12 protein-coding genes are annotated in these 16,800 nt (G+C 65.8%); 8 read left to right on the top strand and 4 right to left on the bottom strand.

Going from position 1 to position 16,800, the window contains the following annotated elements; all coding sequences use genetic code 11:
- Positions 1–35: 35 nt before the first annotated feature.
- From BZG29_RS15020 to BZG29_RS15005, 4 genes are all read left to right on the top strand, one after another.
- Positions 36–728, top strand: coding sequence for a tetratricopeptide repeat protein (locus BZG29_RS15020; RefSeq protein WP_077404279.1), 693 nt, complete (start codon positions 36–38; stop codon positions 726–728).
- Between the two features lie 128 nt (positions 729–856).
- Entirely contained in the window at positions 857–1,120 is a 264-nt protein-coding gene (locus BZG29_RS15015) for a hypothetical protein (protein ID WP_077404276.1), read from the top strand.
- A gap of 106 nt (positions 1,121–1,226) precedes the next feature.
- Positions 1,227–2,195: an IS1595 family transposase gene (locus BZG29_RS15010; protein ID WP_077404273.1), complete on the top strand. Its 969-nt coding sequence runs from the start codon at positions 1,227–1,229 to the stop codon at positions 2,193–2,195.
- A gap of 275 nt (positions 2,196–2,470) precedes the next feature.
- Positions 2,471–3,907: a catalase gene (locus tag BZG29_RS15005; RefSeq protein ID WP_077404269.1), complete on the top strand. Its 1,437-nt coding sequence runs from the start codon at positions 2,471–2,473 to the stop codon at positions 3,905–3,907.
- An 89-nt stretch (positions 3,908–3,996) separates the two neighbouring features.
- Here the strand turns inward: BZG29_RS15005 and BZG29_RS15000 are convergent, their stop codons facing one another.
- Positions 3,997–4,329: a hypothetical protein gene (locus tag BZG29_RS15000; protein ID WP_077404266.1), complete on the bottom strand. Its 333-nt coding sequence runs from the start codon at positions 4,327–4,329 to the stop codon at positions 3,997–3,999.
- Between the two features lie 198 nt (positions 4,330–4,527).
- On the bottom strand, positions 4,528–5,706 hold the full coding sequence (locus BZG29_RS14995) for a hypothetical protein (protein WP_077404263.1): 1,179 nt from the start codon (positions 5,704–5,706) through the stop codon (positions 4,528–4,530).
- 184 nt (positions 5,707–5,890) lie between these two features.
- On the opposite strand from BZG29_RS14995, the gene BZG29_RS14990 reads away from it, so the two are divergent.
- The 3 genes from BZG29_RS14990 to BZG29_RS14980 are packed head-to-tail and all read left to right on the top strand — an operon-like array spanning position 5,891 to position 10,832.
- Positions 5,891–7,999, top strand: coding sequence for a serine protein kinase (locus BZG29_RS14990; protein ID WP_253192585.1), 2,109 nt, complete (start codon positions 5,891–5,893; stop codon positions 7,997–7,999).
- A gap of 2 nt (positions 8,000–8,001) precedes the next feature.
- Positions 8,002–9,297: a DUF444 family protein gene (locus BZG29_RS14985; protein ID WP_077404260.1), complete on the top strand. Its 1,296-nt coding sequence runs from the start codon at positions 8,002–8,004 to the stop codon at positions 9,295–9,297.
- A complete protein-coding gene (locus tag BZG29_RS14980) occupies positions 9,294–10,832 on the top strand; it encodes a SpoVR family protein (protein WP_077404256.1) in 1,539 nt (512 codons plus the stop codon). The genes BZG29_RS14985 and BZG29_RS14980 overlap by 4 nt, the downstream gene beginning before the upstream one ends.
- 333 nt (positions 10,833–11,165) lie before the next feature.
- Here BZG29_RS14980 and BZG29_RS28500 read toward each other — a convergent pair whose 3' ends face one another.
- Positions 11,166–12,479, bottom strand: coding sequence for an SDR family oxidoreductase (locus BZG29_RS28500; protein ID WP_077404253.1), 1,314 nt, complete (start codon positions 12,477–12,479; stop codon positions 11,166–11,168).
- Positions 12,479–13,801, bottom strand: coding sequence for a nucleotide sugar dehydrogenase (locus BZG29_RS14970; RefSeq protein WP_077404250.1), 1,323 nt, complete (start codon positions 13,799–13,801; stop codon positions 12,479–12,481). The genes BZG29_RS28500 and BZG29_RS14970 overlap by 1 nt, the downstream gene beginning before the upstream one ends.
- Before the next feature lie 213 nt (positions 13,802–14,014).
- Between BZG29_RS14970 and prsT the strand changes: the two genes are divergently transcribed.
- Positions 14,015–16,798, top strand: a complete 2,784-nt coding sequence (prsT, locus tag BZG29_RS14965; RefSeq protein ID WP_077404247.1) for an XrtA/PEP-CTERM system TPR-repeat protein PrsT — start codon at positions 14,015–14,017, stop codon at positions 16,796–16,798.
- The last annotated feature ends 2 nt before the right edge of the window (positions 16,799–16,800 follow it).

Below are 16,800 nucleotides of genomic sequence, written 5' to 3'. Positions count from 1 at the left end.
GCAGTGCCGGCCCGTTTTGATGAAAGTTGATCCCAATGAAACACGCACTCTCCCTGCCCGCCGTCGTGCTGGCCGCCGTCCTGGCCGCTTGCCAGGCGTCGCCACCGCCCACGGCGGCGGAAATCGAAGCCGTCGCCATGCATGCGCGCCAGGCGGGCGACCACCAGGCCGAGCGCAAGGTGCGCAGCTGGGCCGGCAAGGACATGCCCGTCGCCGAGCGCGAACTGGCGCTGATTTACCAGCCCCGTGCCGAACGCCGTGCCGAGGCCTTGAGCCTGTTCGAACAGGCGGCCCGCGCGGGCGACACGGAAGCGGCCTTCGAGCTGGGCCAGATGCTGCGCGCGGCCACGCCGGCCCAGGCCTGGCTATGGTACCGCCAGGCGGCGCAGCAAGGCCACGCGAAGGCGGCCCTGATGCTGGGTTTGCTTGCGGCGAATGGCGAAGGCGTGCCGAAAGACCCCGTGACCGCCGCGCACTGGCTGGACAAGTCCAGCGAGCTGGGCAATCCACACGCCATGTTCCTGCTGTACAACGCCTACCGCGAAGGCCGCGGCGTGCCGCGCGACCTGGCGAAAGGCCGCGAATTGCTGGAAGAAGCGGCCCATCACGAATACCCGCCCGCCATCCAGGAATTGGCCATGACGGTGCAAGCGGACGACGCCCTGCGCGCCGGCCACCTGATGAAGGAAGCGACGGAGCACCGGCACAATAACTGGAACAAGTTTTAAGCCAGGTCAAGGCCAGCCCATATTGCTGAATGGAATGCTTGCCGGTGGCATAAGCTTGCCTGGCGCGGACAGGTGTTCGCGCACAATTTTACCGGGAGGCAGGCATGGCAGATCACCGGTTGGGGCCCATGACAAAGAGCGACTTGCAGTTCAGCTATCCGGATGGCCCGGCGGCGGGCGACGACCCGGCGCAGCGCGGCATCCCCGACAGCACCTTGCTGAACCGCCACGAATGGTATGAAGTGCTGTACAGCTGCAACAGCTGGTCCGGCGGCAGCCTGGCGACGGCGCTCAAATGCGAACGGCTGATCCAGCGCCACTTGCCCGCCGACATACGCGGCCATGCCGCCGTGCTGACGTGGTTGCGGGCGAACTGGGCCAAATATCGCTGATACCGCCAAAACATATGGCTCTGTCATCGGCAAATAGGGGAAATGCCGGAATCTTCCGTCGGCTGCGCTATCTGACTCTGCATATTCACCATACAGGGAGCAGATCATGCAGCCAGCCGACTGGATCAGCTTTATCGCACAGTTTGCTTACCTGAACCGGCGCCAGCGGCAGGCAGGCATGGCCTTGCTGCGTGGCAACGCGCCACACGACGCGACCGTCGCGCTGCTGGAAAGCGTGGCGCAGCCGCGCTTGGCCTGTCCCGCCTGCCACTCGCATCAGTTGCACCGGCATGGCCATGCGCATGGCTTGCAGCGCTACCGCTGCGTGCCGTGCGGGCGCACTTTCAATGCCTTGACGGGCACGCCGCTGTCCCGTTTGCGCCATAAATCGTTGTGGATCGCCTATGCCGATTGCCTGCTCGATTCCAGGTCGGTACGCCAGGCCGCTCAGCAGCTGGGACTGCACCGCAACACCACGTTTCGCTGGCGCCACCGGTTTTTATCGTTGGCAAAAACGGACCGGCCGCATGGCCTGCATGGTATTGCCGAGGCGGACGAGTTATATGTGCTGGAATCGGAAAAAGGATCCAGGCAGATGACGCGTCCGGCCCGCCGCCGGGGCGGCCATGCCCGTCAGCGTGGCATTTCCGATGAGCAAGTCTGTATCCTGGTGGCGCGCGACCGTACAGGCCAGACCCTCGATTTCGTCACGGGCAAAGGGGCGTTGACGAAGGCACAGCTGCACCGCTGCTTGTTGCCCGTCATCGATAAGGATGTCCTGCTGGTAACGGATGGCCATGCCGCCTACCGGGCGTTTGCCAGGGAAGCGGGCATCAGCCACCAGGCCGTCAACTTGCGCGCCGGCATCTGTGTGCAGGGTGCCGCGCATGTGCAGAACGTCAATGCGTATCACAGCCGTCTGCGGGACTGGCTGCGCCCCTTTCGCGGCGTGGCGACGCGCTACCTGCCGAATTACCTGGGCTGGCGCTGGATACTCGACGCCAGGCGCATCCGCTCAGCAGAAACGTTATTGAAAGCAACGCTGGGAGCATTCCCACACTTGACGGTGACATAACCAAACATATCGCCAATACGTCGGAAAATCACGCTGCGCTTTGCGCTCGGTCAATCGTGTTGGGCTGGACAAGGCCGAGAGGCTATGATGGGCAAGCCGCTTCCCCGGACGCGGCGGGGCTGTTGCCGGCTCCGAAATGGATTACACTGAATTTGCTTTTTAGAAATTTGTTACTCTGGACCAGCCTCGGTGAGCACGTCGTACACGCTCAGCCCAGCCAGTGTTTGGGTAGGCCCTGGCTCGTCCGTTGACCTCCCCTATAAAGAAAGAGTCCAATGAAAAAGCTGACCACCGCCTTTGGCGCGCCCGTAGTCGACAACCAGAACATCCAGACGGCCGGCCCGCGCGGCCCCGCCCTGCTGCAAGATGTGTGGTTCCTGGAAAAGCTGGCCCACTTCGACCGCGAAGTCATTCCCGAGCGCCGCATGCATGCCAAGGGTTCCGGCGCGCACGGCACGTTTACCGTCACGCACGACATCACGCGCTACACGCGGGCGAAAATCTTTGGCGCAGTGGGCAAGAAAACGCCGATGTTCGCGCGCTTTTCCACGGTGGCGGGCGAACGGGGCGCGGCGGACGCGGAACGCGATATCCGCGGCTTCGCCCTGAAGTTTTACACGGAAGAAGGCAACTGGGACCTGGTCGGCAACAACACGCCCGTGTTTTTCATGCGCGACCCCTTGAAATTCCCCGATTTGAATCACGCCATCAAGCGCGATCCGCGCACGGGCTTGCGCAGCGCCAACAGCAACTGGGACTTCTGGACCTCGCTGCCGGAAGCCCTGCACCAGGTGACCGTGGTGATGAGCGACCGGGGCTTGCCGCGCAGCTTCCGCCACATGCACGGCTTCGGCAGCCATACCTTCAGCTTCCTGAATGCGCAAAACGAGCGTTTCTGGGTCAAGTTCACGTTTAAAACCCAGCAAGGGATTCAAAACCTGACGGATGCCGAAGCGGAGGAACTGGTGGGCAAGGACCGCGAAAGCTCGCACCGCGACCTGTACGAAAGCATCGAAAACAAGGATTTCCCCCGCTGGACCCTGTACGTGCAGATCATGCCGGAAAAAGAGGCAGGCACGTATCACCTCAACCCGTTCGACCTGTCGAAAGTGTGGCCGCACGGCGACTATCCGCTGATCGAGGTGGGCGTGCTGGAGCTGAACCGCAATGCCGACAACCATTTCGCGGAAGTGGAACAATCGGCCTTCAATCCGGCCAACGTGGTGCCCGGCATCAGCTTTTCGCCGGACAAGATGCTGCAGGGCCGGCTGTTCTCGTATGGCGACGCGCAGCGCTACCGCCTCGGCGTGAACCACAGCCATATCCCCGTCAACGCGCCGAAATGCCCGTTCCACAGCTATCACCGCGACGGCCAGATGCGGGTCGACGGCAATCAGGGCGGGACCTTGGGCTATGAACCGAACAGCGAACAGGAGTGGGCCGAACAGCCCGATTTCCGTGAACCGCCGCTCAGCATCGAAGGCGCGGCCGACCACTGGAACCACCGTGTCGACGAAGATTACTATTCGCAGCCGCGCGCCCTGTTCCGCTTGATGACCGCGGCGCAGCAGCAAGCCTTGTTCGACAACACGGCGCGCGCCATCTCGGGCGCCTCGGAGCAAGTCAAGCAACGCCACATCGGCAACTGCACCCTGTGCGACCCCGCCTATGGCGCGGGCGTGGCTGAAGCGATCGGCCGCCTGAGCAAATAAGGCGGGCGGATAAGCGAAGCCAAAGGCCTGGCAACAGGTCTTCCTGCGGCTATGCGCAGCCCGGCGGCCTGGCCGTCGGGCTCGCTTGCCTACCAGCGCTGGATATCGATCTGGCCCGTGATGCTCGTTTCTACGGGATAACCGTCGACCTGCAACGGCACGCGCCGCTTGACGGACGAGTCGCGCAGGTACACGACGAGCGCTTCCTTGCCCACGGCCGTCTGCCCCAGGCTGACGCCTTCCACGCCGTCGATGGCCATCAGCGCCCGCTCGTTGCGTCGCCGGGCCGCTTCCAGGCGGCCTGGCGGCGCGGCCTGGGCATGCTGCCCCGGGCCCTGTCCAGGAGGGGCATCCGGCAAATACGGCATGGCGGCGTCCTCGAAGACGGCATATGGCGATTGTGCGAACTTACTGTTTGACATGACACATCCTCCTGATATGACAAACCCTCCCGATCCCTTGCATGATACACCCGCCCATCCGGCGCTGCAGCACGCTTCGCCGGCCAAGACCCTGCGCGGCGGCCGCCCTTGAGCAAGACTTGAGCAAGATCATCATCGTGCAAAAAACAGCGTCAGGCAAGGCGGCGCGGGGCCGCCCGGCCGGCTCCTAAAGCGTGCTCAAGTGTATAAATTGATGTCGAGCGCCGCCACCACGCGCCGCATCTGGTTGGCAAACGTGATGTTGCCGCCGCCGGCAAACAGCAGGCCGACGGGATTGCGCTGCTGGTTCCAGGTCCAGATGGACGAGCCGGAATCGCCGCCCGCGCTGAACGCCCCGCTGACGCCCGTGATGGCGATCTGGTCCTGGAACAGCGCGATCCTGCCGCCGCCGTAATTGACGTTGATGGTCGCGCCCAGGCCCGTGATGCGGCCCTGCGTCAATTGCGTCGTGCGCCCGGACTTGCCGACCATCATGCCCAGTGCGGGCGCCACGAGCGCATTGCTGATGCGGAAGTACGCGGGCACGCCGCCGCTCAGGTAGACCAGTTCCGGACGTACCCTGTCTGGCCAGGCCCAGCCGGTGGCGCAATCGACAAAATTGACGCCGCCGCTGAAATTGATGGGCACGAAACGCTCGAGCACGGCCACCTGGTCTTGCGGGCAGCGGCCGCCGTCGATGGGGCCAGGCTGCACGATGCAATCGTTGAACACGCCGCCGTTGGAATTTGCCAGCACGTGATTATTGCTAAGAATCATCAGGCGGCTGTTGCGCGGCGCGCTGCGCCCCACGGCCAGGCAGCCGATGGTGCCGGCCGTGATGCGGAAATGCCCGACCGACACGCCGCCCGGCGCCGGGCGCAAGCGGAAACGGTGCGGCTGCGCATCGATCACGCCCGTGACGACGATGTTGACGGGCACCTTGTCGCTGGCCATGGCGCGCACGCCCATGGCGCCCACGATGGCGGCCTTGGCGCGGTCGACGGAAGTGGGTTCGGCCACGTACAGGGTCAGGGCCGGCAAGCCCGGTTCACCGGACGAGCTGTCGCTGGCGCCCTCGCCCAGGCCGATGGACACGCCCTGGATATTGCCGCTGTCGCTGAAGGCGTCGGCCGCGCGCGCGCCGCCCGCTTGCGCGATGCTTTGCCGCATGCCGTCCTCGATGCTGCGCTTGATTTCCAGCAATTCCATGCTGACGCCGCTCAGGGCGTCGGGCACGTCCGCGACGGACGCGCTCTCGATCGTATTGTCGTCTTCGCCGGGGACGGAAAATTGGCCGACGGCCTCTTCATCGTCCACGCTCTGGCCCCTGCCGCTGCCGCCCGGCGGGGCGCTGAAACCATTCTCGTTGCCTATCATCGTGTTCTCCTCGTGGGTCGCCGCAAGCTTCCAGTGTGGACGGGCTGCGCGGGCCGGTATTGATCTGGATTGAACCGTGCGGATGCCTGGCTGCCCTGCCCCAATGGGTGCAGCGAGTGCAAAAATAGTTCCCTCGTCAAGGTTGAGCGGGATCAGGCGTGCGGGCAGAGGCGCCGCCGTATACTTGGCCGACAGGCTGGAACCGGGCCTGCTCCACGGCAGCAACGCCAGCAACGCCAGCAACAGCAAGGATGGGGAAACAATGACGAGCCCTGGTATCACACGCCAATCCGACGACGCCCCTGCGGCAGCGGCGTCAGCCGGCGACACTCCAGCCGGCGACAATACGACAGACGCCGGTGGCGCGGCCCAGCATGCGGGTTTCGTGCACGGCATGGCGGCCTGGGCGGAAAAACACCGCATCACGCCCTGGCGCGGCAGTTTTGCCGACTTCCTCGAGCAAATCCTGCCCGGCCGCGCCGCCCTGCTGACGCGCAGCGCGCACCAGTACCTGTGGGACATGATGCGCTGGAATGGCCAGACCGACGGCAACGGGCGCTTCCGCTGCCGCCTGTTCGACGACGAGCTGTTCGGCATCGACGAGGCGATCGACCGGGTCGCCGCCTACTTCAAGGCGGCCGCTGCCGGCTCCGAAGTAGGCCGGCGCATGTTGCTGTTGCTGGGCCCGCCATCGGGCGGCAAGTCGACCATGGTGATCCTGCTCAAGCGGGGCCTGGAAGAGTACAGCCACAGCAGCGAAGGCGCGCTGTACGGCATCGCCGGCTGTCCCGTGCACGAATCGCCGCTGCATCTGGTGCCGCACAGCATGAGGGCCGACTTTCGCGCCAGCTATGATGCAGAGCTGCAGGGCGAACTGTGTCCACATTGCCGCGCCCGCCTGGAAGAGCAGTATGCGGGCGACTTCCTGCGCATGCCCGTCGAGCGCATCCATTTGTCCGAGGCGGGCCGCTGCGGCATCGGCACGTATGCGCCGCACGATCCCACGACGGCCGACCTGGCCGACCTGGTCGGTTCCGTCGACCTGTCGAAAGTGGCGCAATACGGCGACGAAGGCGATCCGCGCGCCTGGTCGTGGTCCGGCGCCGTGTATGCGGCCAGCCGCGGCATGCTGGAAATGATCGAAATCCTCAAGGTCAAGCGGGAATTCCTCTATTTACTATTGACCCTGACGCAGGAAAAGAATGTCAAGGTGTCGCGCTTCCCCCTGATCTACCTCGACGAGACCATCCTCGCGCACACGAATCTGGCCGAATTCCGCAAATTCCTGCAAGAGAGCGAAAACGAGGCGCTGCTCGACCGCATGGTCATCGTGCAAGTGCCCTATACGCTCAATTACCGCGAGGAAGCGCGCATCTACCGCAAGCTGATCCTCGCGGCCGCGCCCGCCTTCCGCGACGTGCACCTCGACCCGCACGTGCTGCATGCGGCGGCCGTGTTTGCCATCCTCAGCCGCATGCCCGAGGGCGAGGACAAGGAGGCCGAACTGGTCAAGAAACTGCGCATCTACGCGAACGAAGATGTGGACGACTTGCAACCTGCCGACCTGCGCCGCATGCGCGAGCGCGACAAGTCGCCCGACGAGGGCCTGTCGGGCGTGTCGCCCCGCTTCGTCATCAATGCCCTGTCGCACGCCATCATTTCCGCCCAGCGCAACAGCCTGTCCACCATGGACGTGCTGCTGGCCCTGAAAGACGGCATCGAAAACGATGCGCGCATCGAACCGCGGCGCAAGCGCAAATGGGTCGATTACCTGGTGCTCACGCGCAAGGATTTCTATAACCGCTGGGTCAAGGCCGACGTGCACAAGGCCTTGTTTGTGTCATTCGAGCAAGAAGCGCAAGACTTGCTGAACAAATATCTCGATGAAGTCGAAGCCATGCTCGACAACCGCCAGATCCGCGATCCCATCACCAGCGAAGAGCGCCGTCCCGACGAGCGCTTCCTGCGCGCCGTGGAAGAAAAAATCCACATCAGCGACTCGGGCAAACAATCCTTCCGGCAAGAAGTGGTGCGCAAGGCCATGAGCGCGTTCAAGCGGGGCGAAGCGTTTGGCCTGGCCAGCCATGCGCAATTGCACGACGCCATCCAGCAATACCTGTTCGAGCAGCGGCGCGACGTGCTGCGCCTGGTCGGCTCGGCCAAGCGGCCCGACGACGACGTGCGGGCCAGGATCTCCGCCGTCGAACAGCGCCTGGTCGATGAATATGGCTATGACGCCCATAGCGCGCGCGAAGCGCTCAACTACGTGACCACCTTGCTGGCGCAGGAATAGCCATGGCCGCCACCACGACGCCAGGCAGCGGCAAACAGGATGCCCGTCCGGCATGGGGTGATTCCACGGCCCCCTCAGGCACCGCAGACCCCGCCGCCACGGCCGGTTGCGCCGGCGCGGCGGCGTCGACGGGCGCCGCGCCAACCCTGGCCCGGCCCTGGTACGCGCTGTTCTCGCGCGGCGCGCGCGACTGGCTGCGCCACAACCAGAAAGTGCGCGAAGCCGTGCAGGCGCACTTGCCCGAGCTGGTCGCCACGCCCGACCTGATCGGCGGGCCGCAGCAGCGCACGGTGCAAGTGCCCATGCGCCTGCTCGAACATGTGCGTTTCCGCCTGGCGTCCGCGCGCAGCAGTCTGGGCGCGGGCCAGGGTGACGGCCAGCCCGGCGATATCCTGCGCCCGGCCCGGCCAGCCGCCACGGGCGGGGCCGGCACGCAAGGTGACGGCGGCGATGGCGAGGGGGCCGTGCGCCTGCTGCTGGAGTTTCCCATCGACGACATACTCGACTGGCTGTGGGACGCCTTCGAATTGCCGCACCTGACGCCGCGCCACCTGGGCGCCATCGATGACGTGCGGCTCGTGCGTAGCGGCCTGGACCGGCATGGCGCCCGTTCGCGGCTGGATCGGCGGCGCACCGTCAAGGAAGCCATCAAGCGGCGCGCCCTGCAAGCGCAGCCTGTGCCCTTCACGAATGAAGACTTGCGCTACCGCCAGGTGCTGCCGCAACCCCGGCCCAGCACGAACGCCGTCGTGTTTTTCGTGCTGGACGTGTCGGCCAGCATGGCGCAGCCCGAGCGCAAGCTGGCCAAATCGTTCTTTTTCTTTGCCTTGCAAGGCTTGCGCCGCAGGTATGCGCGCGTGGAAACGCGCTTTATCGCCCATACGACGCGGGCCTGGGAATTTTCCGAAGCCGAGTTCTTCCAGGTCAATGGCATGGGCGGCACCATGGCTTCCACCGCGTTTCGCCTGAGCCGCGAATTGCTGCAGGAACACTACGCGCCGGGCCGCTACAACGCCTATCTGTTCTATGCCTCCGATGGCGAGAATTTCAGCGAAGACCGGGGGCCGGCCGGCGTGGCCCTGGGCGAACTGGCCGTCTTGCTCAACTATATGGGCTATGTGGAAACCGTGCCCGGCGTGCCGCGCAGCCTGGAAACTGAAATGCACAGCTTGTTCGCCGAGCAGGAACGGCGCGGCTTGCCCTTGCACAGCAGCATCCTCGGCAAGAGCGACGACGTGTGGGAAGCCATCCGCACTTTTTTCCGGCACGAGGCGGCCGATACGGAGGATACGGCATGACGCGGCATGACGCCCCACGCCACGCCGACACGGCCGATACGGCGGACAAAGCGAACACAACTGGCCTGGACGGCTACGCGGCCCGCATCGAAGCGCTGGCGCGGCAGCTGGGGCTGGCGTTCGCCCCCGTCGAGTTCGAGCTCGTACCGGACAGTTTCATGGCCGAGATCGCCATCTATGGATTGCCCGTGCGCATGCGCCACTGGTCGTTCGGCGTGCGCTACATCCACCAGCTCGTGCACCAGAAGATGGGCAACTCGCATATGTTCGAAGTCATGTTTCCCGGCGACCCTTGCCATGCCTACATGGCCGAACACAATTCCGTGGCGGAAAACACCCTCGTCACGGCCCATGTGCTGGGCCATGCCGATTTCGCCAGCCGCAACGCCCTGTTCCTGCGTTTCGGCGCCATGGCGGGCCAGCACATCCTGGAACAGAGCGCGGCGCGGGCGCAACGTCTGGAAATGGCGCTGCAATGCCACGGGCAGGAACAGGTGGAAGCCGTGCTCGACGCTGCACTGGCGCTGGAACAGCACGTGGACATCCACGCCGAGCTGCACCGCGCGCCCTATGCCACGCTGTCCGGACCGGCCGGTGTCGCCGGCAGGCGTGGCGGCGCCGGGGGGGACGATCCGTTTGCACAACGCTACCGGCGCCTGCCCGGCGAAGCGGCCGCGCTGGCGGCGCGCGAGGCGGCACGGGCCCGCGTGACGCAGCGCCCGCTCCTGCCGCCGCAGCCCGAATACGATTTACTATGGTTCCTTGCGCAATATGGGCCGGACCTGGCCGACTGGGAGCGCGATATTTTCCTGGCCGTGCGCGAAGAGTCGTTTTACTTCTATCCCGTGTACGCCTGCCAGATCATGAACGAAGGCTGGGCCTCGTACTGGCATGCGCGGCTGCTGCGCGAAGCGGACTTCCTGCCGCCGGCCCTGTACCTGGCCGCCCTCAAGTCGCACTCCGACGTGGTGCGCCCATACGCGGGCGAGCACCAGCAGGCGCTGGCCGTCAATCCCTATCACCTGGGCTTCTGCATGTGGGAACACATCATCGAACGCGAAGGAATGGCGCGGGCGCGCCAGATTTGCCGCGACGACGATGACTGCAGTTTTATTCGCAACTATCTGGACGGCGAACTGGCTGACCGCCTGGGCCTGTTCGTGCATGAAAGCCGCCGCGACGGCGAAACACGGCTGGCCAGCCGCGACTTGCGGGTCATCCGCGAAGCCATCCTGGCGCCCAAATACAACTATGGCGCACCGTGCATCGCCGTCACCCTGCTCAACGACGACGGCAGCCTGGTGCTGCGCCACGACCACCTGCGCGATGGGCGCGGCCTCGACCTGGAGCGGGCGGAACAGGTGCTGGCGTATATCGCCCGCGTCTGGCGCCGTCCCGTCACCCTGCATACGGCCGACTTTCGGGGCACGCCCCGGGTGCTGCGCAGCAAGAGTGACGGCGTACCCGAGCCGCCCGCGCCGACAGCGTCAGCAACAACATCAGCAACGCCGACAGCGCCGCCCGCGCAACGCTGAACGCCAGGCAGCATGCACCAATCGGTTTCGCGGTTTCGCGGTTTCGCGGCCAGGCGGCAGGCGGCAGGCGGCAGGCGGCAGGACGAGTATCGAGCCTGCGCATCCGGCATGGGTATCTGGTAGGCATATCTGCTACGTATATCTGGTACGTATATCGGGTATGTGCATGTACATCTGGTGCGTATATCGGGCATGCATATCGGGTACATACATCGGGCATGCATATCTGGCAACGAAAAGTTGCCGATGGCCAGTGCCGGACACGGACTGCGTCGGCCGCCTGCGCGCGCACCGCAGCGGCGGCCGGCTATGCCTCCCTGGCCAGCGTGTTTTTCAAGCCCCGTCCGCCTGCGCCGCATACCAGGCGATGGTGTGCCGCAAGCCTTGCGCCAGGTCGTGCGTGGGCGCATAGCCGAGCAAGCGGGCCGCCTTGGCGATGTCCGCCTGCGAATGGCGCACGTCGCCGGCGCGAAACTCGCCGTACTGCGGCGCCTGCGGCACGTGCTGCGGGCGGGCGGCAAGCAGCATCTGCTGCATCGTGGCGTGCAGCTGCGTCAGGCTGGTGCGGGCGTTGACGGCCACGTTGTAGACCTGGTTGACGGCCGCCGGGTCGGTGCCTGTGGCGGCGAGGAGATTCGCCTGCACGGCATTGTGCACGAAGCAAAAGTCGCGGCTGGTGGCGCCGTCGCCGTGGATGTGCACGGCCTCGTTGTCCAGCATGGCGGCGATCCAGCGGGGAATGACGGCCGCGTAGGCGCCCAGCGGGTCCTGGCGCGGACCGAAGACATTGAAGTAGCGCAGCCCCACCGTCTGCATGGCGTAGCAGCGCGCATACACTTGCGCATACAGTTCATTGACATATTTGCTCAGGGCGTACGGCGACAGGGGCGCGCCGATGTGTTGTTCCACTTTCGGCAAGTCCGGATGGTCGCCATACGTGGCGCTGGAAGCGGCATACACGAAGCGCCGCACGCCCGCGTCGCGCGCGGCGGCCAGCATGTTCAGGAAGCCGCTGACATTGACGGCGTGGCAAAGCAGCGGGTCTTCCAGCGAACGGGAGACGGAACCGAGCGCCGCCTGGTGCAGCACATAGTCGACAGCGACGCCGTCACCGGCGCCGGAACCGTCCGGAACGGCACGGCCGTCCGGAGGTTCGCTGCCGCCGTCGCTTGCACCGGCGGCACGACTCGCATGGCGCGCGGCATGAGCGGCGCCGATACCGGCGATGTCGGCACCGGCAACGCCGCCTGCGCCTGCCATGCCGGCACTGCCGGCCATGCCTGCGCCTGCTCCGCACGCGCGCGCGCACGCTTGCGGGTCGCGGATATCGCCTTCGATGAAGGTGAAGCGCCGCCACGCCTGCTCGCCCACGCTGGCGCGCACCTGCTCCAGGTTGTGGCGGTGGCCCGTCATGAAATTGTCGAGGCCGCGCACTTCCTGCCCCAGGTTCAGCAGGGTTTCCAGCAAGTGCGAACCGATGAAGCCCGCCACGCCCGTCACCAGCCAGCGGCGCGGCGCCTGCGCCAGCCGTTCGCAGGCCAGCGCGTACGCGCCGGCAGCCGGGCCGCCAGCGATAACGCCATTGGAAGCGCCAGCGGAGGCGCCTTGCGCCGCGCCCGCCGCCCGATCGAAGGCACCGGCCGCCATCACAGCCGCCACACGTGCAAGCCGCCGTCTTCCAGCGGACGGGGGTCGAAATGCGATTTGATGTCGATGAAGCAGCCGTTTTCCTGCACCTTGGCCTGGAAATCCGCCAACGGGCGGGCCAGCAGGGCCTGGTGCGAGACGGCGCTGATGATGGCCTCGGCCCGCGGCAGCTGCTCCCAGCTTTCCAGGGTCAGGCCGTATTCTTCCAGCGCTTCGCGGCCATCGGCGACGGGGTCGTGCACGTGCACCTGCACGCCGTACGATTGCAGTTCGTGGATCATGTCGACCACTTTCGAGTTGCGCAAGTCCGGGCAATTTTCCTTGAAGGTCAGGCCCAGCACGTTCACGTGCGCCCCCTTCAGTTTGAAACCGGCGCGCACCATTTCCTTGATGGTCTTTTCCGCCACGAACTTGGCCATGCCGTCGTTGATGCGGCGCCCGGCCAGGATCACGTGCGGGTGGTAGCCCAGCATTTCCGCCTTGTGCGTCAAATAATAGGGGTCGACGCCGATGCAGTGGCCGCCCACCAGGCCGGGACGGAACGGCAGGAAATTCCATTTCGTGCCCGCCGCCTGCAGCACTTCCAGGGTGTCGATGCCGATGCGGTCGAAGATGATGGCCAGCTCGTTCATCAGCGCGATATTCAGGTCGCGCTGCGTGTTTTCGATGACCTTGGCCGCCTCGGCCACGCGGATGCTCGATGCCCGGTGCACGCCCGCCTCGACCACGCCTTCGTACAGGGCGGCCACCTTGTCGAGCGTGGCGGCGTCGTCGCCCGAGACCACCTTGCGGATGCTGTGCAGGGTATGGTCGCGGTCGCCCGGGTTGATGCGCTCGGGCGAAAAGCCCACGTGGAAGTCTTCTTTCCAGCGCAGGCCCGAATGCTGTTCCAGGAGCGGGATGCAGATTTCCTCGGTGGCGCCCGGATACACGGTGGACTCGTAGATGACGATGGCGCCGCGCCGCATGTGGCGGCCGACGGCCGCGCTGGCGCCGGCCAGGGCCGAGAAATCGGGATTGTGCGCGCTGTCGACGGGCGTGGGCACGGCCACGACGATGAAATCGGCCAGTTGCAGCTCGGCCGGATCGCAGCCGACGCTCAGCCCTTGCGCCGCCAGCAACTGTTCATGGCTGACTTCGCCCGTCGGGTCGATGTGGCGCCGGTAGCTTTCCACCTTGCGTGCCGACAAGTCGAAGCCGATCGTGCGCTGGCGCATGCCGAACGCCACGGCCAGCTGCAAGCCCACATAACCTAGCCCCACCACCGCCACCACGCCCGCCTTGCCGTCCACCTTGCTATCCGCCTTGCTGTCCATATGCATGTGCTCCGAAGGGTTGCGGCCTGAGCATCGCCGTCCGGGAAATTCTACGGTCGCCGGTCCGGACATTCTTGAGCGGGAACAAGGAACGCGGGGCGGCGGCCGGCAGGCGCGCGGAGAATCGGCGGCTTGTTGAGCGCAATCAAGGAGAGCGGCGGCCATCTTTTTAAGCTAGGCCATGCCTATCCCTCATGCACGCCGCTACCGGAGACTTCCATGGCCCGTTCCCTGCCCCGCCCTTTCCCCGGCCTGCCGGCCGCCGCGCTGTGCTGCACCCTGCTGCTGCCCCTGCTGACGGCTTGCCACGGCACGCAGAGCAGCGAAACCCTGCTGGCCGACGCGCAGCAGTACCGCCAGAAAGGCGAAGCGCGCGCCGCCATCATCCAGTTGAAGAACTTGCTGCAAAAGGAGCCGGACAACAAGGCCGCGCGCTTGCTGCTGGGCAGCATCTACATCGACACGGGCGAAGCGCTGTCGGCCGAGAAAGAATTGCGCAAGGCAAAATCGCTGGGCCTGGCATCGCAGCAAGTGATGCCATTGCTGGGCAAGGCCTGGCTGATGCTGGGCCAGTTCGACAAGGTGCTGGCCGAGATCCCCGACGATGCGGCGCAGCCCGCCAGCGTGCTGGCCCTGCGCGGCGACGCCTTGCTGGCCCTGGGCCGCCAGGACGAGGCGCGCGCCGTGTACGCGCGCCTGCTGGAAGCCCATCCGGACCAGCTCGAAGCCTTGCTGGGCCTGGCGCGCCTGGCGGCGCTGCAGCAGCAGGTGCCGGCGGCCGAGCTGCTGCTGGCGCAAGCGTTGAAAGGCGCGCCCGCCAACCTCGACGCCTTGCGCCTGCAGGGCGACCTGCTGCGCCTGCAAGGCAAGAATGGCGCGGCGCGGCTCGCCTACATGCAGATCCTCAAGATAAAGCCGGACAATACCCAGGCGCACATCGACCTGGCCAACCTCGACATCCTGGAAAACCGCTACCTGGAAGCGGCGGCCCAGCTGGCCACGGCGCGCAAGACGGCGCCCAACAGCCTGGGCTTGCTGCAAACCCAGGCGCTGCTCGATTTCCGCGAAGGCAAGCACAAGGCGGCCTTGCAAGGCTTGCAACTGGTGCTCAAGGCAGCGCCCGACCACATGCCGTCCATCCTGCTGGCCGGCGCCGTGCAACTGGCGCTCGGCTCGCCGCCCCAGGCGGAAAACTACCTGCGGCGCTTCCTGGCCGCATATCCGCGGCATTTGTATGCCGTCAAGATGATGGCGTCGATCGAATTGATGCGCAACAAGACCGACGCGGCGATCGACTTGCTGCAACCGATGCTGGCCGCCTACCCCGAAGACGTGGAATTGCTGTCGCTGGCCGGCGAAGCCCACTTGCGCGCGCGCCAGTACGACAAGGCGGCAGCGTATTTCGAACAGGCCAGCACCCTGGCGCCGGACACGGCCAAGCTGCACGCGGCGCTGGGCATCAGCCGCCTGGGCATGGGCGAAAACAGCCGCGCCATCAGTGAACTGGAACGCGCCCACATGCTCGACAAGAGCACGCCGCAGGCGGGCACCATGCTGGTGATGACCTTGCTGCGCAACAAGCAGAACGACAAGGCCCTGGCCAGCGTCAAGATGATGGAGCAACAGCAGAAAGGCACGAATCCCTTGCTGCTGAACCTGAAAGGCGGCGTCTACCTGGCCTTGCGCGATTTGCCGGCCGCGCGCGCCAGCTTCGAGCAAGCGCTGGGCATGGACCCGGTCTACCTGCCCGCCCTGAACAACCTGGCGCAGCTCGACCTGGTCGAGAAAAAGCCGGAGCAAGCCAGGCAGCGCTTCGAGCGGGCGCTGGCGAAGGCGCCGAAGAATGCCGACCTGTGCGCGGCGCTGGCCAAGCTGGCCGCATCAGAGGGCAAGACGGACGAGGCGCGGCGCTGGCTCGAACGGGCCCACCGCGACAATCCCGACGCCGTCGCGCCGGCCCTGCTGCTAAGTAATTTTTACCTGAAGACGGGTGCGCCCGACAAGGCGCTGGAACTGGCGCGCACCCTGCAGACCGGACATCCGGGCGACGCCGATGCGCTGGCCCTGCGCGCCCAGGTGGAATACAGCGCCGGCCTGGCGCCGGCTGCGCTCGACAGCTACATCAAGCTGGCCAGCATACAGAGCACGTCGGCCCCCTTGCAGATGCGCATCGCCAGCCTGCACATGGCGCTGGGCGACCATCATAATGCGCTGCAAGCCGTCAAGCGGGCGCAGACGCTGGACCCGGCCCTGCTGGAAGCGCGCGTGGTGGAAGTGGCCATGCTGCTGACCCTGAACCGCCAGCGCGAAGCGCTGGCCGTGGCGCGGCAGGTGCAGGAACAGCAGCCGAAGCTGGCGGCCGGCTACAAGCTCGAAGGCGACGTGCTGATGGAGCAAAAGCTGCCGCAGCAAGCCGTCAAACTGTACCAGCACGCCTTCGGCATCAGTCCCATCGGCCCCTTGCAGGTGCAGCTGTACCGCGCCTTGCAGGCGTCGGGACAGGAGCGCGAAGCCGATGCGCGCATGGCCGCGTGGCTGAAAGAGCATCCGGAAGACTTGCCGACGCGCACCTACCTGGCGGGCACCCGGCTAGCAGCGAAGCAATACCGCGCCGCCATCGAACAGTTCCAGTATGTCGTCGCCAAGGATGCGGGCAACGTGGTGGCCTTGAACGACCTGGCCTGGGCGTATCAGCAGGAAAAGGATCCGCGCGCGCTGGCCACGGCCGAGCAGGCGCTGAAACTGGCGCCCGAGAATGCCGCCGTGCTCGACACCCTGGGCTGGATCGCGCTGGAGCAAGGCGACGTCAAGCGCGCCACGACGCTGCTGCGCAAGGCGGCGGGCCTGGCGCCCGCATCGCCCGAAGTGCAGTACCACCTGGGCGCGGCCCTGGCGAAATCGGGCGACAAGGGCGGTGCGCGCAAGCAACTGGAACAACTGCTGGCCGCCAACAAGGACTTTCCGCAGCGGGCCGCGGCGCAGGCCTTGCTGACCCAGTTGTAGGC

Origin of the sequence: Janthinobacterium sp. LM6 (assembly GCF_002002885.1) — a bacterium.
Lineage (GTDB): Bacteria > Pseudomonadota > Gammaproteobacteria > Burkholderiales > Burkholderiaceae_D > Janthinobacterium > Janthinobacterium kumbetense.
Note: the sequence above shows the minus strand (reverse complement) of the source record. Positions and strands in the feature narration are given on the sequence as shown.